The 20750-nt window shown below is 74.0% G+C and carries 18 protein-coding genes and 1 riboswitch; of the genes, 15 read left to right on the top strand and 3 right to left on the bottom strand.

Features of this window, described 5'->3' with window-relative positions; genetic code table 11:
* Window positions 1-30 precede the first annotated feature (30 nt).
* A riboswitch (FMN riboswitch) is annotated at window positions 31-158 on the top strand.
* A gap of 196 nt (window positions 159-354) precedes the next feature.
* From MCM47_RS13575 to MCM47_RS13620, 10 genes are all read left to right on the top strand, one after another.
* Window positions 355-1050 (top strand): riboflavin synthase, encoded by a 696-nt coding sequence (locus MCM47_RS13575; RefSeq protein ID WP_238861815.1) that lies wholly within the window; start codon window positions 355-357, stop codon window positions 1048-1050.
* On the top strand, window positions 1047-1691 hold the full coding sequence (locus tag MCM47_RS13580; protein WP_374209123.1) for a nicotinamide riboside transporter PnuC: 645 nt from the start codon (window positions 1047-1049) through the stop codon (window positions 1689-1691). The genes MCM47_RS13575 and MCM47_RS13580 overlap by 4 nt, the downstream gene beginning before the upstream one ends.
* Window positions 1688-2947 carry a bifunctional 3,4-dihydroxy-2-butanone-4-phosphate synthase/GTP cyclohydrolase II gene (locus MCM47_RS13585; protein ID WP_238861816.1) on the top strand — a complete coding sequence of 420 codons (1260 nt, stop codon included), beginning with the start codon at window positions 1688-1690 and terminating at the stop codon, window positions 2945-2947. Before MCM47_RS13580 ends, MCM47_RS13585 begins: the two co-directional genes overlap by 4 nt.
* Window positions 2948-3056: 109 nt before the next feature.
* The gene (ribH, locus tag MCM47_RS13590) at window positions 3057-3527 is read left to right on the top strand and encodes a 6,7-dimethyl-8-ribityllumazine synthase (protein ID WP_238861817.1); all 471 of its coding nucleotides are present in this window, start codon (window positions 3057-3059) and stop codon (window positions 3525-3527) included.
* A 115-nt stretch (window positions 3528-3642) separates the two neighbouring features.
* Complete coding sequence (locus MCM47_RS13595) at window positions 3643-3915, top strand: phosphoribosyl-ATP diphosphatase (protein ID WP_030306151.1); 273 nt, start codon at window positions 3643-3645, stop codon at window positions 3913-3915.
* A 69-nt stretch (window positions 3916-3984) separates the two neighbouring features.
* On the top strand, window positions 3985-4833 hold the full coding sequence (gene hisG / locus MCM47_RS13600) for an ATP phosphoribosyltransferase (protein ID WP_238861818.1): 849 nt from the start codon (window positions 3985-3987) through the stop codon (window positions 4831-4833).
* 238 nt (window positions 4834-5071) lie between these two features.
* Complete coding sequence (locus MCM47_RS13605) at window positions 5072-5506, top strand: PH domain-containing protein (RefSeq protein WP_238861819.1); 435 nt, start codon at window positions 5072-5074, stop codon at window positions 5504-5506.
* Between the two features lie 246 nt (window positions 5507-5752).
* Complete coding sequence (locus tag MCM47_RS13610; protein ID WP_238861820.1) at window positions 5753-7096, top strand: hemolysin family protein; 1344 nt, start codon at window positions 5753-5755, stop codon at window positions 7094-7096.
* Window positions 7093-8139: a hemolysin family protein gene (locus MCM47_RS13615; RefSeq protein ID WP_238861821.1), complete on the top strand. Its 1047-nt coding sequence runs from the start codon at window positions 7093-7095 to the stop codon at window positions 8137-8139. The genes MCM47_RS13610 and MCM47_RS13615 overlap by 4 nt, the downstream gene beginning before the upstream one ends.
* Window positions 8140-8370: 231 nt before the next feature.
* The gene (locus tag MCM47_RS13620; protein ID WP_238861822.1) at window positions 8371-9354 is read left to right on the top strand and encodes an NAD-dependent epimerase/dehydratase family protein; all 984 of its coding nucleotides are present in this window, start codon (window positions 8371-8373) and stop codon (window positions 9352-9354) included.
* A gap of 76 nt (window positions 9355-9430) precedes the next feature.
* Here the strand turns inward: MCM47_RS13620 and MCM47_RS13625 are convergent, their stop codons facing one another.
* On the bottom strand, window positions 9431-11494 hold the full coding sequence (locus MCM47_RS13625) for an AAA family ATPase (protein ID WP_238862137.1): 2064 nt from the start codon (window positions 11492-11494) through the stop codon (window positions 9431-9433).
* 446 nt (window positions 11495-11940) lie between these two features.
* A complete protein-coding gene (locus tag MCM47_RS13630; RefSeq protein ID WP_238862138.1) occupies window positions 11941-12519 on the bottom strand; it encodes a uridine kinase in 579 nt (192 codons plus the stop codon).
* Between the two features lie 342 nt (window positions 12520-12861).
* On the opposite strand from MCM47_RS13630, the gene MCM47_RS13635 reads away from it, so the two are divergent.
* Complete coding sequence (locus tag MCM47_RS13635; RefSeq protein ID WP_238861823.1) at window positions 12862-14025, top strand: acyl-CoA dehydrogenase family protein; 1164 nt, start codon at window positions 12862-12864, stop codon at window positions 14023-14025.
* 251 nt (window positions 14026-14276) lie between these two features.
* Here MCM47_RS13635 and MCM47_RS13640 read toward each other — a convergent pair whose 3' ends face one another.
* Window positions 14277-14414 carry a hypothetical protein gene (locus tag MCM47_RS13640; protein ID WP_238861824.1) on the bottom strand — a complete coding sequence of 46 codons (138 nt, stop codon included), beginning with the start codon at window positions 14412-14414 and terminating at the stop codon, window positions 14277-14279.
* A gap of 657 nt (window positions 14415-15071) precedes the next feature.
* Between MCM47_RS13640 and MCM47_RS13645 the strand changes: the two genes are divergently transcribed.
* The 4 genes from MCM47_RS13645 (at window position 15072) to MCM47_RS13660 (ending at window position 20663) form a co-directional block, all read left to right on the top strand.
* Window positions 15072-15890 carry a methyltransferase domain-containing protein gene (locus MCM47_RS13645; protein WP_238861825.1) on the top strand — a complete coding sequence of 273 codons (819 nt, stop codon included), beginning with the start codon at window positions 15072-15074 and terminating at the stop codon, window positions 15888-15890.
* 135 nt (window positions 15891-16025) lie between these two features.
* Entirely contained in the window at window positions 16026-17897 is a 1872-nt protein-coding gene (locus MCM47_RS43230) for an ABC transporter ATP-binding protein (protein WP_238861826.1), read from the top strand.
* Window positions 17881-19731 carry an ABC transporter ATP-binding protein gene (locus tag MCM47_RS13655; RefSeq protein WP_238861827.1) on the top strand — a complete coding sequence of 617 codons (1851 nt, stop codon included), beginning with the start codon at window positions 17881-17883 and terminating at the stop codon, window positions 19729-19731. Before MCM47_RS43230 ends, MCM47_RS13655 begins: the two co-directional genes overlap by 17 nt.
* A complete protein-coding gene (locus MCM47_RS13660) occupies window positions 19731-20663 on the top strand; it encodes a transglutaminase domain-containing protein (RefSeq protein WP_238861828.1) in 933 nt (310 codons plus the stop codon). The genes MCM47_RS13655 and MCM47_RS13660 overlap by 1 nt, the downstream gene beginning before the upstream one ends.
* Window positions 20664-20750 lie beyond the last annotated feature (87 nt).

Genomic DNA, 20750 nt, shown 5'->3' on the forward strand with positions numbered 1-20750 from the left:
ACAATGACGTCAGTAGTAGCAGTGACGTTCAGCGCACTCCGGGGTCGGTGAAAATCCGAACCGGCGGTTACAGTCCGCGACCCGTCCGCAGCCAGCGGCCGGTTGACCAGGTGAAATTCCTGGACCGACGGTTAAAGTCCGGATGGGAGGCGTGCGCGGCGGACGAAGAGCAGTACCCGAGGCCCCCGGTGGGCCCCGGGAGGGCGTGCGACGGGAGAGCCCTCTCCCGGCGGCTCCGGCAACCCGGCGACGGGTCGTGCCGACGGCCGCGCCGCGCACCCGTGCAGCTGCCCCCGTCCGTGTCCTCTCCCGTGCCGCCCCGGAGTCCGCGCCCCAAGCGCGAGGAGAACCCGGGTGTTCACCGGCATCATCGAAGAGCTCGGCGAGGTCGTGTCGATCGAGGAGATCGGCGACTCCTCGCGGATCCGCCTGCGCGGCCCGGTGGTCTGTCAGGGCGCGCACCACGGCGACTCCATCGCGGTCAACGGCGTCTGCCTGACCGTCGTCGACACCCCGGAGCAACTGGCTACCGGCACTGGTGAGTTCAGCGCCGACGTGATGGCCGAGACGCTGCGCCGCTCCAGCCTCGGCGAGTTGAAGCCGGGTTCCCGGGTCAACCTGGAGCGGGCGATGGCGCTCGGCGCCAGGCTCGGCGGTCACCTGGTGCAGGGTCATGTCGACGCCACCGGATCGCTGTTGAGCCGCGAGCCGGGCGAGCGCGACACCGACGGGAACCTCCGCTGGGAGGTGCTGCGCTTCTCGCTGCCGGCGAGCATCTCCCGCTACCTGGTGGAGAAGGGCTCGATCACCGTGGACGGCGTCAGCCTCACCGTGGTCGAGGCCGCCCGGGACAGCTTCACCGTCAGCCTCATCCCCGCGACCCTGGCGCTGACCACGCTGGGCGCCAAGGCCGTCGGCGAGAGCGTCAACCTGGAGGTCGACGTCCTCGCCAAGTACGTGGAGCGCCTGCTGGAGTCGCGCACCCTCCCCGCCGGACTCGCCCCTGCAGAGACCGCCGAGACCGCCGAGACCGCTGAGGACGCCTCGTGAACTGGCTCAACGGCACCGTCCACCTGGTCGGCCAGGACGTCTACCGGTCCGACATGATCGGCAACCTGCTCGGCCTGGCCGCGCTGGCCCTCGGCTGGCGCCGCTCCCGGCTCACCTGGCCGGTCCAACTCCTCTCCGGCGTCGTCCTGGTGGGCGCCTACTGGACCGCCCACCTGAGCGGCGGCGTCGGCAAGCAGATCGTCGTCATCCTCGCCGCGATCTGGGGCTGGACCCAGTGGCGGCGCGGCAAGCGCTCCGACGGCGACGTCGAGGTCAGGTTCGCGACGGGCCGCGAGCGCGCCGCGCTGATCGGCGGCACCGCGCTGGGCACCCTCGCGGTCGGCACCCTGTTCACCGTCTACCCGCAGCTGTCCTGGGACGCCTGGCCGGACGCCTACATCTTCGTCGGCACGCTGGCCGCGATGGTGGCCCAGGCGCGCGGCTGGGTGGAGTTCTGGTTCGCCTGGGTCGCGGTGGACCTGGTCGGCGTCCCGCTCGCCTTCGACAACGGCCTGGTCTTCTCCGGCCTCACCTACAGCATCTACTTCGTCCTGGTGCTCCTCGGCCTGCGCGCCTGGTGGCAGCGCGGCCGCACGGGCCGCCCGGCGAAGGACACCGTCCTCCAGGGAGCCTCCGCATGAGCACCGACCGCGTCACCGAAGAAGACCTCGTGCTCGACCCGGTCGAGCGGGCCATCGCCGACATCGCACTCGGCCGGGCCGTGATCGTCGTCGACGACGAGGACCGCGAGAACGAGGGCGACATCGTCTTCGCCGCCTCGGCGGCCACCCCCGAGCTGATGGCCTTCACCATCCGCTACAGCTCCGGCGTGATCTGCGCCCCGATGACCGGCGAGGAGCTGGACCGGCTCAAGCTGCCCCCGATGACCCAGGTCAACGAGGACCGCAAGGGCACCGCCTACACCGTCTCGGTGGACGCCCGCGAGGGCGTCGACACCGGCATCTCGGCCGCCGACCGCGCCCGCACGGTCCGGCTGCTCTCCTCGCCGGGCACCGAACCGGGCGACCTCACCCGCCCCGGCCACGTCTTCCCGCTGCGCTCCGTCGAGGGCGGCGTGCTGGTCCGCCCCGGCCACACCGAGGCCGCCGTGGACCTGGCCCGGCTGGCCGGGCTGCCGCCGGCCGGCGCCATCGCCGAGGTGGTCAACGACGACGGCACCATGGCCCGGCTGCCGGAGCTGGTCGCCTTCGCCCGCGAGCACGGCCTGGCGATCATCTCGATCGAGGACCTGATCGCCTACCGCCGCCGGACCGAGCTGCACGTGGACCGGGCCGCCGTCACCGCGCTGCCCACCGCGTACGGGGAGTTCACCGCGGTCGGCTACCGGGGCAGCATCGACGGGGTCGAGCACCTCGCCCTGGTCGCCGGCGGGCTGGACGCCGACGGCCGGCTGCCGGACGGGGAGGACGTCCTGGTCCGGGTCCACTCCGAGTGCCTCACCGGCGACGTGTTCGGCTCGCTGCGCTGCGACTGCGGCCCGCAGCTGGAGGCCTCGCTGCGCCGGGTCGCCGAGGCCGGCCGGGGCGTCGTCCTCTACCTGCGCGGGCACGAGGGCCGGGGCATCGGCCTGGCCCACAAGCTGCGCGCCTACGAGCTGCAGGAGCAGGGGCGCGACACCGTCGACGCCAACCTTGACCTTGGCCTGCCCGCCGACGCCCGCGACTACAGCATCGGCGCGCAGATGCTCGGCGACCTCGGCGTGCGCTCGCTGACCCTGCTCACCAACAACCCGGAGAAGCTCGCCGCGCTCACCGAGCACGGCCTGAAGGTCAAGGGCCGCGAGGCGGTCCAGCCCCCGGCCGGCGAGCACAACCTGCGCTACCTGCGCACCAAGCGCGACCGGATGGGGCACGACCTGCCCGGCCTCGACTCCTGAGCCCCGGGCCCTGACCCCGGGCCCTGACCCCGGCCCGTCCCGCCGGACGGCGCCCGCCCTTCCCCTCCCGCACGATTCCACGCACCGCAGCACCGAAAGGGAACAGCAGATGAGCGGCCACGGAGCCCCCGAGCTGACCATCGAGAACGCCGCCGACCTCAAGGTCGCCGTGATCGCCGCGCAGTGGCACGAGCAGGTGATGAACGGCCTGCTGGACGGCGCCCACCGCGCGCTCAAGGAGCTCGGCGTCGAAGAGCCGACCGTGCTGCGGGTGCCCGGCACCTTCGAGCTGCCGGTCGCCGCCAAGCGGCTCGCCGAGCGCGGGTACGACGCGGTGATCGCGCTCGGCGTGGTCATCCGCGGCGGCACCCCGCACTTCGACTACGTCTGCCAGGCCGCCACGGCCGGCCTCACCCAGGTCAGCGTCGACACCGGCGTCCCGGTCGGCTTCGGCGTCCTGACCTGCGACGACGAGCAGCAGGCGCTGGACCGCGCGGGCCTGCCCGGCTCCGCCGAGGACAAGGGCCACGAGGCGGTGACGGCGGCCGTCGCCACCGCCGCCGTGCTCCGCGCGCTCTGACCGACCCGCCCCGCACGGGCCCGGAACACTCCCGGACCGTGGACGTCCACCGGACTGTCCACGGTCCGGAACTGTTTACCGCCTGTCAGCCCGCACGCCGTAAGGTGAGTCCATCATGGCTTCGAAGACATTCGAGGAGCTCTTCACCGAGCTCCAGCAGAAGGCCGCCACCGGCGACCCCTCGTCCTCCCGCACCGCGCAGCTCGTCCAGCAGGGCGTCCATGCGATCGGCAAGAAGGTCGTCGAGGAGGCCGCCGAGGTCTGGATGGCCGCCGAGTTCCAGTCGGACGAGCAGACCGCCGAGGAGATCTCCCAGCTCCTCTACCACCTTCAGGTGATGATGGTCGCCCGCGGGCTGACGCTCGACGACGTCTACAAGTACCTCTAGCACCCGGCCCCCTGCACCACGTCCAGGGCACGTGCACACCACCCCCAACCAGGTAAGGAACTGACCTCCATGCTGCGCATCGCCGTTCCCAACAAGGGTTCGCTCTCGGGTCCTGCGGCGGAGATGCTCCATGAGGCCGGCTACCGCCAGCGCAAGGACCCCAAGGAGCTCGTCCTCGTCGACCCGGACAACCAGGTCGAGTTCTTCTTCCTGCGCCCGCGGGACATCGCGGTCTACGTCGGCTCCGGCCGGCTGGACATCGGCATCACCGGCCGCGACCTGCTGCTGGACTCGCACTCCAACGCCGAGGAGGTGCTGGCCCTCGGCTTCGGCGGCTCCACCTTCCGGTTCGCCCGCCCGGAAGGCGTGGACGTCAAGGACGTGCAGGGCCTGGAGGGGCTGCGCATCGCCACCTCCTACACCGGCCTGGTCGAGCAGCACCTCGCCGACCACGGGGTCAAGGCCACCGTCACCAAGCTGGACGGCGCGGTGGAGACCGCGGTGCAGCTCGGCGTCGCCGACGTGATCGCCGACGTGGTGGAGACCGGCACCAGCCTGCGCAACGCGGGCCTGGAGGTGTTCGGGGAGCCGATCCTGGTCTCCGACGCCGTGGTGATCCGACCCAAGGGCGCGGGCGAGGACCCGGCCGTCGACCAGTTCCTGCGCCGCCTGCAGGGCGTCCTGGTGGCCCGCCGCTACGTGCTGATGGACTACGACATCCGGGCCGAGAACGTCAGCGCCGCCGTCGCACTGACCCCCGGTCTGGAGTCGCCGACCGTCTCGCCGCTCCACACCGAGGGCTGGGTGGCGGTCCGCTCGATGGTGCTCCGCAAGGAGGCCCAGCGGATCATGGACGACCTGTGGGGCATCGGCGCCCGGGCCATCCTGGTCACCAACATCCACGCCTGCCGCCTCTGATCCCTGCCGCCTCTGATCCGTGCCGCCTCTGGTCCCTTCCGTCGGCGGACCTCGCCGGCGAACCTCCAGCCAGCAGACCTCGCCGCGGACCCCCGCGCCGCGACCGCCGTCCCGCCGGGATTCGCCGCGGATCCCGGCGGGGCGGGCGCCGGCCGGGAGGTAAGCAGCGGTTCAATGGGGCGGGGCGCCGACTCCGGCGCCCCGCCCCCTTCCCCTGAACGACCCCCGGAGAACCCACGTGACCACCCCTGCCGAGCTCCCCGTCACCTGGGCCCCTCGCCGCACCCGGGCGGTGCTGCTGCCGATCTGCGGCCTGCTGGTGGTGATGTTCGCGGTGATCGCCGTGGCGCTCCCGGCGAACTGGCAGCTCAACGACCGGATCATGATGGTGCTCAGCGGGCTGCTGTTCGCCGGCGCCGGCGTCATGCTGGCGCGCCCGCGGGTGAGCGCCGACGCCGAGGGCGTCACCGTGGTGAACTTCGTCCGCAGCCGCCGGCTGGACTGGGCCGAGATCGTCCGGGTCAACTTCCGCCAGGGCGACCCGTGGGCGACCCTCGACCTCGCCGACGGCACCTCGCTCGCGGCCGTGGGCATCCAGTCCGGTGTCGGCAAGGCGCAGGCGATCGCGGACGCCCGGGCGCTGCGCGACCTGGTCGAGGGCCGCGGCCGCTGAGCGTCCGGGCCCGCCCGATCCCCGCTGCCGCCGAGCCCTGGCGGTGGCCCGCCCCCTGGTGGGTCCGAACACCGGGCCGACGGCCGTACGGGTATCGTCTACGCTGGTAAAAGCAGGGCAAAGACGCCCAACGGGGCTTCGCCCTGCCCGAGAACGACCTGAGGAGTGACTCCCCCCGTCCATGGACGATCCGTCCGGTAGTACCTACGCCGCCCCACTTCCGGCCACCGGAAGGCAGGCGGCACTGTGATCACCGCCTGGCTGCTGCTGTTCGCGGCCTTCCTGCTCATCCTGGCCAACGGCCTCTTCGTGGCCGCCGAGTTCGCCTTCGTGACCGTCGAGCGCGGGGCCGTCGAGCGTGCCGCCGCCGCCGGCGACGCCAGGTCCGCCCGGGTCTCCAGGGCCCTGCGGCACCTCTCCTTCGAGCTCTCCGGTGCCCAGCTCGGCATCACCGTCACCTCGCTGGTGGTCGGCATGCTCGCCGAGCCGGCCCTCTCCGTCATCCTCAGCCCGGTCTTCACCGGGATCGGCCTGTCCGAGGGCGCGGCCCGCGGTGCCGCGGTGATCGTCGGCATGGTGCTGGCCACGGTCGTGCAGATGGTGATCGGCGAGCTGGTCCCGAAGAACTGGGCGATCTCCCGGCCGCTCCAGGTGGCCCGCTCGGTGGCCGCCCCACACATGGCCTTCTCCTACGTCTGCCGCCCGCTGATCAGCTTCCTGAACGGGTCGGCCGACCGCACCGTCCGCGCCTTCGGCATCGAGCCGCAGGAGGAGCTGGGCCACGCCCGCACCCCCGCCGAACTGGTCTCGCTGGCCCGGCACTCGGCCCGCGCCGGCGCGATAGACGAGGAGTCGGCCACGCTGTTCGTGCGGACCCTCGGCCTCGGCGAGCTCACCGCGGAGTCCGTGATGACCCCGCGGGTCGACGTCGCCGCGCTCCAGCGCGACGCCAGCGCCGCCGACGTGGTCAACCTGACCCGGGCCACCGGTCTCTCCCGCTTCCCGGTCTACGCCGACAGCCTGGACGAGGTCACCGGCACCGTCACGCTCAAGGACGCCCTCGCCGTGCCGCCCGCCGACCGCGCCACGGTGCGGGTCGTCGACCTCGCCGTCCCGCCGCTGCTGGTGCCCGAGACGCTCCCGGCCGAGCGGCTGCTCGACCAGCTGCGCCGGCTCCAGCCGATGGCCATCGTGGTCGACGAGTACGGCGGCACCGCCGGCGTCGTCACCGTCGAGGACATCGTCGAGGAGATCGTCGGCGCGGTGCAGGACGAGCACGACCCCGCCGACACCCCGGACCTCGTCCCGCTGCCGCCCGTCGACGGGCGACCCGTCTGGGCGGCCGACGGCCGGGCCCGGATCGACCAGCTGGAGGGCATCGGCCTGTACGCCCCCGACGGGCCCTACGAGACGCTGGCCGGCCTGGTCTCCGACCTGCTCGGCAAGCTGCCCGCCCCCGGCGAGCGCGCCGAACTGCCCGGCTGGCGCTTCACCGTGGAGGCGGTGGACCGCCACCGCACCAGCCGGGTCCGGGTCGAACGCACCGGCGAAGCGCACCGCACCGGCGAGGACGAGGACGGCACCCGATGACCGCGCTCCAACTGGCCGTCGCCGTCCTGCTGCTGCTCGGCAACGCCTTCTTCGTCGGCGCCGAGTTCGCCGTCGTCTCGGTCCGCCGCAGCCAGATCGAACCGCTGGCCGAGGCCGGCAACCGGCGTGCCCGCACCGTGCTGCACGCGCTCTCCAACGTCTCCGCGATGCTCGCCGCCGCCCAGCTCGGCATCACCGTCTGCTCGCTGGGCCTCGGTGCCCTCGCCGAGCCGACCATCGCCCACCTGCTGGAGGGGCCTTTCCACGCCATCGGCGTGCCCTCCGGCCTGATGCACCCGCTCTCCTACGGCATCTCGCTGGCGGTGGTGGTCTTCCTGCACATGGTGATGGGCGAGATGGTGCCGAAGAACATGGCGATGGCCGGACCGGAGAAGGCAGCGCTCTGGCTCGGCCCGCCGCTGGACCGGCTCGCCCGCTGGCTCGCGCCGGTCATCCGCGCCCTGAACGCCTTCGCCAACGGCGTGCTCAGGCTGTTCCGGGTCGACGGCAAGGACGAGGTCGAGTCGGTCTTCACCACCGAGCAGCTGATGTACCTGCTGGTCGACTCCCGGGACGCCGGACTGCTCGACTGGGACCGTCAGGAGCGCCTGGAGGACGCCCTGGACCTGGGCCGCCGCCCGGTCACCGACGTGCTGCTCAAGCCCGAGCAGCTGGTCACGGTGGACACCGGGGTCACCGCGGAGCAGGTCGAGGAGCTGGCGCTGCGCACCGGCTTCTCGCGCTTCCCGGTCACCGACGGCGACCCGGCCGGCCACGGCTACCTGGGGTACGTGCACCTCAAGGACGTCCTGGACGTCGAGGACCGGTCGGCCCCGGTCCCGGCCCGCCTCTGGCGGCCGATCACCGTGCTGCGCGGCTCGCTCCCGCTGGACGACGCGCTCGGCGCGATGCGCCGGGCCGCCTGTCACCTGGCGGCGGTGCTCGACCAGGACGGGCGGACCCTCGGCGTCGCGATGCTGGAGGACGTGCTGGAGGAGCTGGTCGGCGAGATGCACGACCCGGACCACCGCACGGTGGCCTGACCGGCGTTCCGCCGCGGACCGGCGTTCCGCCGCGGGGGCGAGGGCCGGGAGAGGGCCGGGCAGCGCCCGGCGGGAGTTCGCGAAGCCAGTTCGCGGCCCGTCCGTTCCGGCGGTCCGTTCCCGCCCGGTCCCGCCCGCCGCAACGGCCGCGCGTCGTCCTTCGCTCCGGGCGATTCTGCTCTGAGCATGCAGCCGTTCCCATGCCGATCATCCGCGTGCAGGGTGGTCGGCATGAGGCTTCTACTGCTGGGTGGAACGGAGTTCGTCGGGCGTGCCCTCACCGAGGACGCACTGGCACCGGGATGGGAGGTGACGGTCTTCCACCGGGGGACGCACGCGCCGCCGGAGGGCGTGCGCGCCCTGCACGGGGACCGCACGGCCGAGGGCGGTCTGGCCGCGCTGGCCGAGGGGGAGTGGGACGCCGTGGTGGACACCTGGGCGGGCGCGCCGTCGGTGGTGCGCGACAGCGCCGGGTTGCTGGCCGACCGGGTCGGCCGCCACGTGTACGTGTCCAGCCGGTCGGTGTACGCCTTCCCGGTGCCGGCGGGGGCCGCCGCGGCCGAGGACGCCCCGCTGGTGGACGGTTCGCCCGACGACGGCGAGGTCCCGTACGCGGAGTCCAAGCGCGGCGGCGAGCTGGCGGCGCTGGACGCGTTCGGGGAGCGCGCGCTGCTGGTGCGGGCCGGACTGATCATCGGCCCGTACGAGAACATCGGCCGACTGCCCTGGTGGCTCAACCGGGTCGCCCGCGGTGGCCCGGTCCTCGCCCCGGGGCCGCGCGACCTCGCGCTGCAGTTCGTCGACGTCCGCGACCTCGCGTCCTGGACCCTCGACGCACTCGCAGCGGGCCGGTCCGGGCCCTACGACCTGGTGAGTCCGCCCGGGCACGCCACCATGGCCGAGCTGCTGGAGGAGTGCGTCCGGGTCACCGGCGCCGACGCGGAGCTGCGCTGGAAGGAGCCGGAGGCCGTGCTCGCCGCGGGGGTCGAGCCCTGGTGGGAGCTGCCGTTCTGGCTCCCGCCGGGCGAGCTCCGCGACGCCATGTACGGGGCCGACGTCAGCCGGGCGCTGGCGGCGGGGCTGCGCTGCCGCCCGGTCGCGGAGACGGTCGCGGACACCTGGGCCTGGCTGCAGGCGATCGGCGGCACGGCTCCGCAGCGCCCGGACCGGCCCGCCGTCGGCCTGGCGCCGGAGCGCGAGGCGGAGCTGCTCTGAGCGCGGTGCCCGGCGGAGTCGACCCGCCGGGCACCCCACCCCGGGCGCGTCCGACGGGCGGCCGGGGCACGGAGGATCAGCCCCGGCCGTCGATCAGCTCGCCGTAGGCCTGGACGAGGTCCGGCAGCCGCAGGGTGGCCAGGTCCTCGCGGCCGGGCGGTTCGCGCAGCAGCGTGAGCCGCAGGTCCCGGTAGGCGCAGGACTTCTCGTACAGGGTGCGGATGAACCGGCCGTTGCCGAGCTCGTCGATCCAGCCCTCGCGGACCACGTGGGTGCAGATGCTGGCCAGCTCCTCGGCGGCGTCCTCGTCCCAGCCGTCGCCGTCCCGGTCGGCCAGCGCCGCACCGATCGCGGTCAGCTCGCCCGGGCGGTAGCTGGGGAAGTCCACCCGGGTGGTGAAGCGGGAGTTCAGGCCGGGGTTGGTGGCGAGCAGCCGGTTCATCCCCTCCGGGTAGCCGGCCAGGATCACCACCAGCCGGTCGCGGTTGTCCTCGGCCCGCTTCAGCAGGACCTGCAGGGCCTCGTCGCCGTACGCATCACCCTTGCTGTAGCCGGAGTTGGAGAGGCTGTAGGCCTCGTCGATGAAGAGCACGCCGTCCAGCGCGGAGTCGATCAGCTCGTTCGCCTTCACCGCCGTCTGGCCGAGGAACTCGCCGACCAGATCGGCTCGTTGGGCCTCGACCAGATGGTCGCCGGAGAGCAGGCCGAGGGCGTGGAACACCCGGCCGAGGATGCGCGCGACGGTGGTCTTGCCGGTGCCGGAGGGGCCGGAGAAGACGAAGTGCCGCTTGGGCGGCTGGACCGGCAGGCCCTGTGCGGCCCGCAGCCGGGACATCCGCAGCTGGGCGGAGAGCGCCCGGACCTGCCGCTTGACCGGCTCCAGGCCGACCATCCGGGAGAGCTCGGCGAGGGCTGCGTCCAGCTCCTGCTCGCTGCCGGTCCGGCCGGCGGTGGCGAAGGCGCCCGCCGTCCGGGGGAGCGCCTCGCCGTGGGTCGGTCCGGCGCCGCCCGCCGCCGGGACGAGGGGCGGGACGGCCGGGCCCGGGCGCTCGCCGGCGGGGGCGGCCTGGCCCGGGGGCACCGGGGCGCCGGCGGCGCCGGGCGTACCGGGTCTGGGCGCCGGATCGGCGCCGCCGGCGTCCTGTTCGGCCGGGAGCGGCCCGGACGCCGGCCCGCCGGAGAAGGCCTCGGCAGGGTAGGACTCCGCGGAGTAGGCCTCGGCCGAGTACGCCTCGGCGGAGGAGGTCCCGGCCGGGCCGGCCCCGCCGCCGAAAGCGCCGGGCTCGAACCCGGCGGCGTCCTGGCCCCCGGCCGCCAACGCGTCCAGGTCGGCGGTGGAACCCGGTCCGTCGGTGTCCCACCCGATGTCGCCGGCCGCCGTACCCGCCTCGCGACCGGCCGCGCCCATGGCGTCCAGCAGCGCGTCCCCCAGCCCGTCCTCGGCCGCGATCGCCGCGAGCCGGGCCGCGGTGTCCATGAACGCCGGGTCGGCCCGGTGCACCGCACGGTAGAGCGGTAACGCGGCGGCGCTGCGCCCGGCCCCCTCGTACGCCCGCGCCAGCCAGTACCGCAGCTCCTTGCGCTGCGGCTGCTCGGAGCGGCAGCGGGCGAGCGAGGCCGCCAGCGGGGCCTGCGCCTGCGCGCACATGTCCAGCCGTACCCGGGCCATGCCGGCGAACAGCCCGGCCTCGATGCCGAGCAGCGGGTCGTCCAGCAGCCGGTCGGTGTCGCGGATCAGCTGCTCCCAGTCCTTGAGCAGGTAGGAGCGGCAGGCGTGCAGGAAGCGGGCCGACGGGTCCTCGGTGGGGGACGGGCACTGCTCCAGCGCCTGGTCCAGCTCGGAGAGGTGGCGGCCGTCCAGCCAGTGCGAGGCGTGGGCCAGGGCGAGGTCCCGGGAGTCCTCCAGCACCGGCTGGACCCACCAGCCCAGCCAGTACCAGGAGCTGAGCGGCCGGCTGTGGCGGCGGCGCTGCTCGCCGAAACGTTTCTGGTTCCGGTACATCGCCAGCAGGGCGCCGGAGGTGTCGCTGCGCAGCGCGTGCAGGCCGAGCCAGGCGTCGGCCATCCCCGGGTCCAGCCGGACGGCCGTTCGGAACTCCTCCTCCGCGCGGGCGTACGCTCCCGCCGTGTAGGCGTCCATCGCGCGCAGCCAGGCACGGTCGGCGAGCCGGTTCGGGGCCGGGCCGCCCGCGTTGTCGCTGTCGGAACTGTCCACCGTCGTCACTCACGCCCCCCGCGGTGTGCCTCGGGGCCCGGCCGGCGTCGGAGTCGTCGTGCGCGGAGCCGGCCGGTGGTCGTACGCCCCCGGGACGCATATGCGCCTCCCGGAAATCGTACCGGCGCGGCGCTGATCCGGAAGGGTGCCGCACCGGGTCAAATGCGATCGAGGGCGCGGGTGTTGGGCTTTCGACCGAGCCGCGGGGCCCGGAAGGGCGCACCGGCGCGCGGGGGCTGCGCACAGGGCGCGCGGGAGCGGGGACGGCACCCCCGGCTCACGGGGGAACAAGCCGGGGGTGCCGAGTCGAGGTGTCGCGCGATCCGTGGATGCGGCGACACCGGAAACCTAATTCCTGGCGATACCGCAGGTCAAGGGCTTGTTGAAGGTTCACCGACGGTGCTCGGCGTGATCCGCCCGGTCACGCCGTCGACCCGCGTCGCGGCGTACGGGCGGCTCGGGTCGACGGCGAAATGTGCCGTTTCGGCCCGTGTCCAGCCCTCCCAGAACTCCGCCAGTGCCGGGCCGTCCCGCTCCTCGCCGCGCCGCCGGGCGTCCTCGGCCGCCAGCTCCATCCAGACCACCCGTGCCAGCCACGGCCGCACCGCGCGCCGCCCGGCGCCGACCCCCTCCACCAGGACCACCGGCGCGCTCGGCACCGCTGCCGTGGAGGCGAAACGGCGCAGCGTCCAGTCGTACACCTCGTACGCGGCGTCCCGGCCGGCCGCCAGCGGCTCCAGCACCTGCTCCCTCAGCCGCCCGGTCCAGCCGAACGGCTCCGCGTGGGTGGCCAGGTCGTCCAGGTGCACGACCGGAGCGCCGCCGAGCGCGGCGGCCAGCCGGCCGGCGAAGGTGGTCTTGCCGGACCCCGCGTGGCCGTCCACCGCGACCAGTCGCACCGGCCCGCAGGACGGCGCGAGGGCGTGCAGCTCGGCCGCGAGCGCGGTCAGCCCGGCGGTGGACTCCCCGGAGCCGCCCCCCGCCCGGCGGCCGGCGCCCGCGGCACCGGCGCCGGCCGCCCCGGCGGTGCGCACATCGGACCGACCCCAGGACGGGGGTTCGAAGGTTTCGGAAGCAGCCACAATGGCCAGCCTACGGCGGCCCGCATGCCGATACGGACAGTGATCCCCCGCAGGTCGTGACGGCAGTGCCGGGAATCGGGCATACTCGCATCGCCACGCTTGTGAACGGCCGTTCACCGCAATCCGGTGCCGGTCGGTCCGACCAGCCACACCCGCGTCGGGCCCGCCACTCCGGGGCCCGGTGCCCGAACGAGGAGGCGACCAGCCGCCATGACCACCTCCCCTGCGAAAGCCGTGGACCGTCAGCTCCCCAGCGAGGAGGCCCGCGAGCTGCTGGGCCTGACCCGGGAGCTGGTCCAGCGCGAGCTGCTGCCGCGCGCGGCGGAGGACGAGGCCGCCGGCCGCTTCCCGCGCGAGGTCTTCCGCACCCTCGGCGCGGCCGGCCTGCTCTCGCTCCCGTACGAGGAGAAGTACGGCGGCGGCGACCAGCCGTACGAGGTCTACCTGCAGGTGCTGGAGGAGCTGTCGGCCGGCTGGCTGGCGGTCGGCCTCGGTGTCAGCGTGCACACCCTCTCCTGCCACGCCCTGGCCACCTTCGGCACGGAGGAGCAGCGCGCCGAGTGGCTGCCGGGCATGCTCTCCGGCGACCAGCTCGGCGCGTACTGCCTCTCCGAGCCGCAGTCCGGCTCCGACGCCGCCGCGCTGCGCACCCGCGCCGACCTGGACGGCGACGACTACGTGGTCAGCGGCACCAAGGCGTGGATCACCCACGGCGGGCAGGCCGACTTCTACAGCGCCCTGGTGCGCACCGGCGAGCCGGGCTCGCGCGGCATCAGCTGCCTGCTGGTGCCGGGTGTCACGGCCGGCCTCTCGGCGGCCCCGCCGGAGCAGAAGATGGGCATGCGCTCCTCGCCGACCGCCCAGCTGCACTTCGACGGCGCCCGGGTGCCCCGCGAGCGGCTGATCGGCACGGAGGGGCAGGGCTTCCAGATCGCACTCGCCGCACTGGACTCCGGCCGCCTCGGCATCGCCGCCTGTGCGATCGGCGTGGCCCAGGCCGCGCTGGACCTCGCCGTCGAGTACGCGCGCACCCGCCGCCAGTTCGGCCGCCCGATCGCCGACTTCCAGGGCCTGTCCTTCATGCTCGCCGACATGGCGACCCAGATCGAGGCCGGCCGCTCGCTCTACCTGTCCGCCGCGCGGCTGCGCGACGCGGGCCGGCCGTTCTCCAAGGAGGCGGCGATGGCCAAGCTGTTCTGCACCGACACCGTGATGCGGGTGACCACCGACGCCGTGCAGGTCCTCGGCGGCTACGGCTACACCCAGGACTTCCCGGCCGAGCGCTACATGCGCGAGGCCAAGGTGCTGCAGATCGTCGAAGGCACCAACCAGATCCAGCGGCTGGTGATCGGCCGTCACCTGACGAAGGGCTGATCCGTCGCCGGCCGGCCGGCGTGCGCGACGGTGGCCCGTCCGGGGATCCCCGGACGGGCCACCGTCGTTCCGGGGGAATCGCGGGCGTCCCGGAGGGGGGCGGAACGGCCGCTTGGAATTCCGGTATCGCCGTGGGGTGCATTCCCGGAGCCGCCCCGGGGATCCCCGGTCCGGGACGGCGAAAAGCGGCGGTCTCCGGGGCGGGGAAATCCGCCCCGGAAACCGCCGGGGTGCCGCTGGGCGGCGCCTGATCAGGCCGCGATCTTCCTCATGCTGAATTCACGGTCGGCGGCGTCGTCGCTCTGCAGCTCGGCCACCCAGGCCTCGAAATCGGCGATCTCCTCCAGGCTCGGCGCCGGACGGACCGCCTCGATGAGGGCAGTGCTCATGGAAATGTCACCCCCGTTCTTCCTGAGTTCCTGCTGTGGGCTGGAAGGCCGTTGATCAGGCCTTCTTGCTCGAGTTGATGTCGAAATCGGTCACCCAGGCCTCGAAGGCCGCGAGCTCCTCGTCGGTCGGAGCGATGCGCGTAGCCATGTCTGTCACCCCCGTTCGTGCGATATGTTCCGGAGATCGGGAGGGGCGCCCCTGAATGCCCGGAGGGATCATCCGGAGGCGCTTCCCGGATGACGCTCGAATTCAGCGCATCTTCATCGAGTTGATGTCGTACTCGGTGACCCAGGCCTCGAAGGCCGCGATCTCCTCGTCGGTCGGAGCCGGACGGGTAGCCATGGATTTCCACCCCCTTTCCTTGATCGACTGCGGGGCGACGCTAGCACGTTGCATGTCCACATCAGCAACGTGATGCGGGTCACATGTCCGGAGTGTTTGCGGCGATCGTCACGCTCGACTGCGTACATGTCATGACGTAGAGTCTGGCGAAGATCATCCAGTCGACGCCGCCGGGGTGCCGGAGTGCCGCACCCCAGGTCGGCCGGGCCGCAGCACGCCTGTGCGCGAGCCGGGACCACGGACATCGAGCGCCAGTGAAGCGCCGTCACCGGGCGGACCGGTCCGTCGACCTGCACATCGGAGGGGGAGTCCCAATGCCTGTCGAGGCGATCGGAGCCGACCTGCGTGCCTTCGCGGCCGTGGACGAGGCCGAGGATCCGCTGCCGCTGATCCGGGCGCTGGACGAGGGCAAGGCCTACCCGGGCATGCGCACCGCCGAGGAGGCCATCATGGCCGAGCTGCGGCTGGAGGGCGCCACGGCGGTGCTGGACGTCGGCTGCGGGCTGGGCGCCGACGCGATCGCGATGGCCGGGCGGGTGCCGCAGGGTGCCCGGGTCACCGGGCTCGACCTCAGCCGCACCATGGTCGCCGAGGCCCGGCTGCGCGCCGCCCGGGTCGGTGCGGCGGTCTCCTTCGAGGTCGGCAGCGCGCTCGACCTCCCCTTCCGGGGCGGCGAGTTCGACCGTTGCCGGGCGCAGACCCTGCTGCAGCACGTGCCCGACGCGCCGCGCGCGATCGCCGAGATCGCCCGGGTCCTGCGGCCCGGCGGCCGAGCGGTGGCCTTCGAGTTCGACCTCGGCACGACCGTGCTCGACCACCCCGACCGGGCGACCACCCGGACGATCCTCGACTACGTCACCGACGCGGCGCTCCAGGGCTGGATCGGCCGTCAGCTGCCCAGGCTCTACCGGGAGGCCGGCTTCACCGGGGTCGCGGTCCACCCGCACCCGGTGCCCAACGACCTCGCGTTCTTCCTGTTCACCATGCGGCGGCCGCTCGCCCAGCTGGTCAAGGACCGGGTGCTGACCGCCCGCCAGGTGGTCGCCTGGAAGGACCGGCTCGAGCAGCTGCACGAGGACGGTCACTACCTCGGCGGCACCACCGGATACCTGGTGTCGGCCACCAAGGCCTGACCCCCGGCCCCGACTCCCGGCCCACCGCGCCCGGCTTACCGCGCCCGGCCCACCACGCCCGGCCCCGGCCCGGCGCCGCCGCGCTCCCGAGACCTCACCCGCAGTTCCGTACCAGCGAGAGAAGTGTGCTTCCCCGTGCCCAGACGGCAAGACGGCGATCCGCCCCTGACCGAGACACCCCCGACCCCCGGCGGGGCCGAACCGCGCTCCCGCCTCGCGGCTCTGGCCGCCCGGCTGCATGACCGGGACGAGTGGAAGTTCTTCGCCGTCCTGCCCCGCGCTCACCGTGGCCTGGCCGTCGCCTGGTGGTCGCTGATCCTGGTGCGCGGCGCCCTGCCCGCCCTGTTCGCCGTCACCACCGGCCTGCTGGTGGACGCGATCGGCGACGGCACCTCGCTGACCGGCCCGCTCTGCGCCGCCGGCACGGTGTTCGTCCTGCTCCGGATGCTGGTGCCGCTGCACTCACAGGTCGGCGTCGCCCTCGGGGAGCGCCTCTCCTGCCTGCTGCACGACCTGCTTGTCGAGACCACCACGGCACCCGGCGGCATCGCCCACCTGGAGTCGCGCGAGCTGGCCGACGAGCTGGCCGGCGCCCGCGACTTCGACCAGGGCACGGTCGGCCCGCCGATGGCCATCTCGGTCGGGCTGATCGCCGGCGGCCTGGTCGAGGCGGCCGTCGGCGCCGGCCAGGTGATCGTGCTCGCCGCCTACACCTGGTGGGCACCCCTGCTGGTCGGAGGCGCCTGGCTGGCCACCCACTGGCTGCTGAGGGAGAGCAGCTTCTGGGACCGCAACACCGGCGAGGTGCTGGACGCCCAGCGACGCTCCGACTACACCTACAAGCTGGCCGTCGACGCCCCGGCCGCCAAGGAGCTGCGGATCTTCGGGCTCGGCGACTGGACCGTGGCCCGCTTCGCCGCCGCCCGCCGGCGCCTGGTGGAGCTGCGCTGGCAGACCACCAAGCTGCAGCAGCGGCCGCTGCGCTGGACCATCGTCGTCCTGGTCGCGGCCAACGGCGTCACCCTGTGGTCGCTGGCCCGGGACGCCGCCTCCGGCGCCATCGGGACCGGCGAGGTCGTGGTCTTCGCCCAGGCCGCGGTCGGCGCCAGTGCGATCGCCTTCGGCGGTCTGAACTGGGCCCTGCCGCCCGCCGCCGGTTCGGTCGCCGCCGTCCTCGGCCTGCGCGAGAGCATGGCGCAGGCCGGCCGGCTCGGCGGTACCGGCGAGCTCCCGGCCGGCGAGGCCCCGCGGGACGGGATCCGCTTCCGCGAGGTCGGCTTCTCCTACCCGAACGACGACCGGCCGGTGCTCGACGGCCTCGACCTCACCATCGAGGCCGGGACGTCGCTGGCCGTCGTCGGCCTCAACGGTGCCGGGAAGACCACCCTGGTCAAACTGCTCTGCGGGCTCTACGAGCCCACCAGCGGCACGATCGAGGTGGACGGCACTGCGCTCGGCGAGCTCGACCTGGCCTCCTGGCGCCGCCGGCTGACCGCCGTCTTCCAGGACTTCAACCGCTACGAGCTGCCGCTGCGGGACAACGTCGCACCGCTGGGTGCCCCCGACGAGGTCATCGAGGCCGCGCTGGCCGACGCCGGAGCGGCGGGCCTCGCCGACCTCGACACCGTCCTGGCCCCCGGGTACGACGGCGGCCGCGACCTCTCGGGCGGTCAGTGGCAACGGGTCGCCGTGGCCCGCGCGCTCTGCGCCGTGCGCCAGGGCGCCGGGGTCGTCGTCCTGGACGAGCCCACCGCCCAGCTGGACGTCCGGGGCGAGGCCGAGATCTTCGACCGGATCCTCACCGCCACCAAGGGGTGCACCACCGTCCTCATCTCCCACCGGTTCTCCACCGTCCAGCACGCCGACCGGATCTGCGTCCTCGCCGACGGGCGGGTCGCCGAGCTGGGCACCCACGACGAGCTGATGGCGGCGAACGGCCGGTACCGGCAGATGTTCGACCTGCAGGCGTCCCGATTCGAGGAGGAACCCGATGGCATCGCCGGCTGACAAGACCAAGGCCGCCGACCCGCTGCCGTCGTCCGTCCGGGCGCTGGCGCGCTCGCTGCGGCTCGGCTACCAGGCCAGCCCGCTGCTGATCGTGGTGGCCTTCGGGACCACGGTGGCCGCGGCCGCCCCCGACGCGCTGTTCGCGGCCGGCCTGGCCGCGCTGCTGCACGGGGTGCTCACCCAGGACGACGGCCGGATCCTCGCCGCCGCGCTCCTCCTCGGCGCCCTCGCCACGGGCAGCTGGCTGCTCGGCATCGTCAGCGACCGGGCCAACCGTCGCTTCGCCGACCGGGCCGCGGTCTACGTCGAGTCGCACGTCGCCCGGCTGCAGTCGGCGGTGACCACCCTGGAGCACCACGAGCGGCCCGAGCACGCGGACCGCATCTCCGTGCTGCGCAACCACGCCGGCGCGCTGAGCTACCTCTACCAGGAGCTCTTCGGCACCGTCGGCGTCCTCGTCCGGCTGGCCATCACCCTGCTGCTGCTGATGTCGGTGGACCCGCTGCTCGGCCTGCTGGGCGTGTTGGCCGTCCCGGGCGTGCTGGTGTCCGGCTGGCGTTCCGGCGTCGACAAGAAGGCCGAGGAGGCGGGCGCCCAGCACGAGCGCCGGGCCCGCCACCTCTTCACCCTCGCCACCTCGGCCGCGGCAGGCAAGGAGATCCGGGTCGCCGGCGTCCAGCGCTGGCTCCACGACGCCCGGCACGACGCCTGGAACCGCCGCTACCGGCCGCTGGCCCGTTCCCGCTGGACCACCGCGGTCTGGCAGGCCGCCTCCCACGCACTGTTCGGCGCCGCCTTCGTGCTGGCCGTCGCGCACGTCGCCGGAGGCTCCGGCTCGGCGGCCGCCGACAGTCTGCTGCTGCTCACCGCGGGCAGCCGGCTGGCCCAGTACGTCGGACAGACCGTCACCCAGACCCAGTTCTACCGGACCATCTGGCTCGACGTCTCGCGCCGGCTGACCTGGCTGGAGGACCTCGCCGCCGCCGACCGGGCCGCGGCCGATCTGCCCGTGCCCGCCCGCCTCACCGAAGGCATCCGGCTGGAGCGCGTCGGCTTCCGCTACCCCGGCTCCGAGCAGGCCGTCCTGGAGGACGTCACCCTGGAGCTGCCCGCCGGCAAGGTCGTCGCCGTGGTCGGCGAGAACGGCGCCGGCAAGACCACCCTGGTCAAGCTGCTCTGCCGGTTCTACGCCCCGACCGCGGGGACGATCACCGTGGACGGCGCCGACCTCGCCCGGATCTCCCCGGCCGGTTGGCGGGAGCGGATCAGCGGCGCGTTCCAGGACTTCTTCAAGTTCGAGTACCCGGTCCGGCAGTCCGTCGGTCTCGGCGACCTCCCGCGTCTCGACGATCCCGCCGCCGCCCGGGCCGGCATCGCCCGCGCCGGGGCCGAGGAGCTGGTCGACGGCCTCCCCGACGGCCTGGACACCCAGCTCGGCCCGACCTGGGAGAACGGCGTCGACCTGTCCCACGGCCAGTGGCAGAAGGTCGCCCTGGCCCGTGGCTTCGTGCGCGAGGAACCGCTGCTGCTGGTGCTGGACGAACCGACCTCCGCGCTCGACGCCGAGGTGGAGCACGAGCTCTTCGAGCGCTACGCCGAGGCCGCCCGTGCCGCCGCCGGCGACGGCTCCGGCCGGATCACCGTCCTGGTCTCGCACCGCTTCTCGACCGTGCGGATGGCGGACGTCATCGTCGTCCTGGACGGCTCACGGGTCGCCGAGTACGGCTCGCACGCCGAACTGATGGCGCGCGGCGGTCAGTACAGCGAGCTGTACGGCATCCAGGCGGCCTCGTACCAGGCGGGCGCGCGTGCCGTCCCCGCCGAGGCGCACTGATGGCCGGGCCCGCCCGCGCCGCCCGGCCGGTGGCCGACGAGCGGACCCTGCGCGCGCTCGTCGGCCGGATCGGGCGCGTGCCCGACCGGTACCGGGAGTTCGGGCAGACCGCTGCCGAGGCCGCCTGGCAGCACGGCATCGACGCGCCGCTGCTCGGCACGCTCACCGAGCTGGGCCTGCCGTGCCGACCGGCCGCCGACGGCCCCCGCTACGACCAGCTCGACCTCGCCAACGTCTCGTTGTCGCTCGCCCTGCCCTCCGCGCGGTTCATGGCCATGCGCGGCTGGGCGGCGGCGATCCGCTCGGCCGCCCGGGCCTCCGGCGCCACCGCCTACACCGTGGACGTGCTGCCGGCCTGTCCGCCCGGCCCGCGCGCGCACGACTGCAACCCCGCTGCGGCACCGCTGCTGCGCGAGCAGCCGGGCTTCGCCGGACCGGCCGGCGGCCCCTTCACGCTGACCCGGCGGGTCCCGGCCCGGCCCGCCGCGGTCCACCCGGAGCTGGCGGCGCTGACCGAGCTGGTCGCGGCGGTGCACTTCCACCACCTGCCCGCCGGACTCCGCCAGGACGTCGGCTTCCTGCGGGAGGCGGCCCTCGCCGACTGCGGGCTGGCGGCGACCTTCCTCGCCGAGGAGGCGCACGGGCTCGGCCTGACCGCCCGCCGCTCCTTCGGCCTGTTCCTCTCCGCGCCCTACTCGATCGCCCACTCCTGGCTGGACGTCAGGGTGGACGACCGCTGGGTCTCCTTCGACCCGCACCTGCTGAACCTGCTCACCGGCTGGAACCTGCTTCCGGCCGAGGAGTGGCCGTCCTACCGGTCGATCGGCGAGGGCGCCTGGCGACTCGCGGACCACGAGTTCGTGATGGCCACCCACGACGGCGCGGAGACGCCGGTGTCGTTCCCGACCCGCGCGGTGGCCTGCGACGCGTAGGGCGTCCCCAGGCCCCCGGGCCCGGCGTCCTCCGCCGGGCCCGCTGCCCGAGGCCGGCGGAGGACGCCCGGGACAGCAAGCTCCCCG

The organism is Kitasatospora sp. A2-31, assembly GCF_022288725.1.
In the GTDB taxonomy this organism is placed as follows: domain Bacteria; phylum Actinomycetota; class Actinomycetes; order Streptomycetales; family Streptomycetaceae; genus Kitasatospora.

Excerpts from the sequence above, each read along its gene's own strand:
- MCM47_RS13645 (WP_238861825.1), top strand. The coding sequence starts at position 15,072 with ATGCCTGTCGAGGCGATCGGAGCCGACCTGCGTGCCTTCGCGGCCGTG.
- MCM47_RS13620 (WP_238861822.1), top strand. The coding sequence starts at position 8,371 with ATGAGGCTTCTACTGCTGGGTGGAACGGAGTTCGTCGGGCGTGCCCTC.
- MCM47_RS13585 (WP_238861816.1), top strand. The coding sequence starts at position 1,688 with ATGAGCACCGACCGCGTCACCGAAGAAGACCTCGTGCTCGACCCGGTC.
- MCM47_RS13615 (WP_238861821.1), top strand. The coding sequence starts at position 7,093 with ATGACCGCGCTCCAACTGGCCGTCGCCGTCCTGCTGCTGCTCGGCAAC.
- hisG (WP_238861818.1), top strand. The coding sequence starts at position 3,985 with ATGCTGCGCATCGCCGTTCCCAACAAGGGTTCGCTCTCGGGTCCTGCG.
- MCM47_RS13625 (WP_238862137.1), bottom strand. The coding sequence starts at position 11,494 with ATGGACGCCTACACGGCGGGAGCGTACGCCCGCGCGGAGGAGGAGTTC.
- MCM47_RS13635 (WP_238861823.1), top strand. The coding sequence starts at position 12,862 with ATGACCACCTCCCCTGCGAAAGCCGTGGACCGTCAGCTCCCCAGCGAG.
- MCM47_RS13595 (WP_030306151.1), top strand. The coding sequence starts at position 3,643 with ATGGCTTCGAAGACATTCGAGGAGCTCTTCACCGAGCTCCAGCAGAAG.
- ribH (WP_238861817.1), top strand. The coding sequence starts at position 3,057 with ATGAGCGGCCACGGAGCCCCCGAGCTGACCATCGAGAACGCCGCCGAC.
- MCM47_RS13660 (WP_238861828.1), top strand. The coding sequence starts at position 19,731 with ATGGCCGGGCCCGCCCGCGCCGCCCGGCCGGTGGCCGACGAGCGGACC.
- MCM47_RS13640 (WP_238861824.1), bottom strand. The coding sequence starts at position 14,414 with ATGAGCACTGCCCTCATCGAGGCGGTCCGTCCGGCGCCGAGCCTGGAG.
- MCM47_RS13655 (WP_238861827.1), top strand. The coding sequence starts at position 17,881 with ATGGCATCGCCGGCTGACAAGACCAAGGCCGCCGACCCGCTGCCGTCG.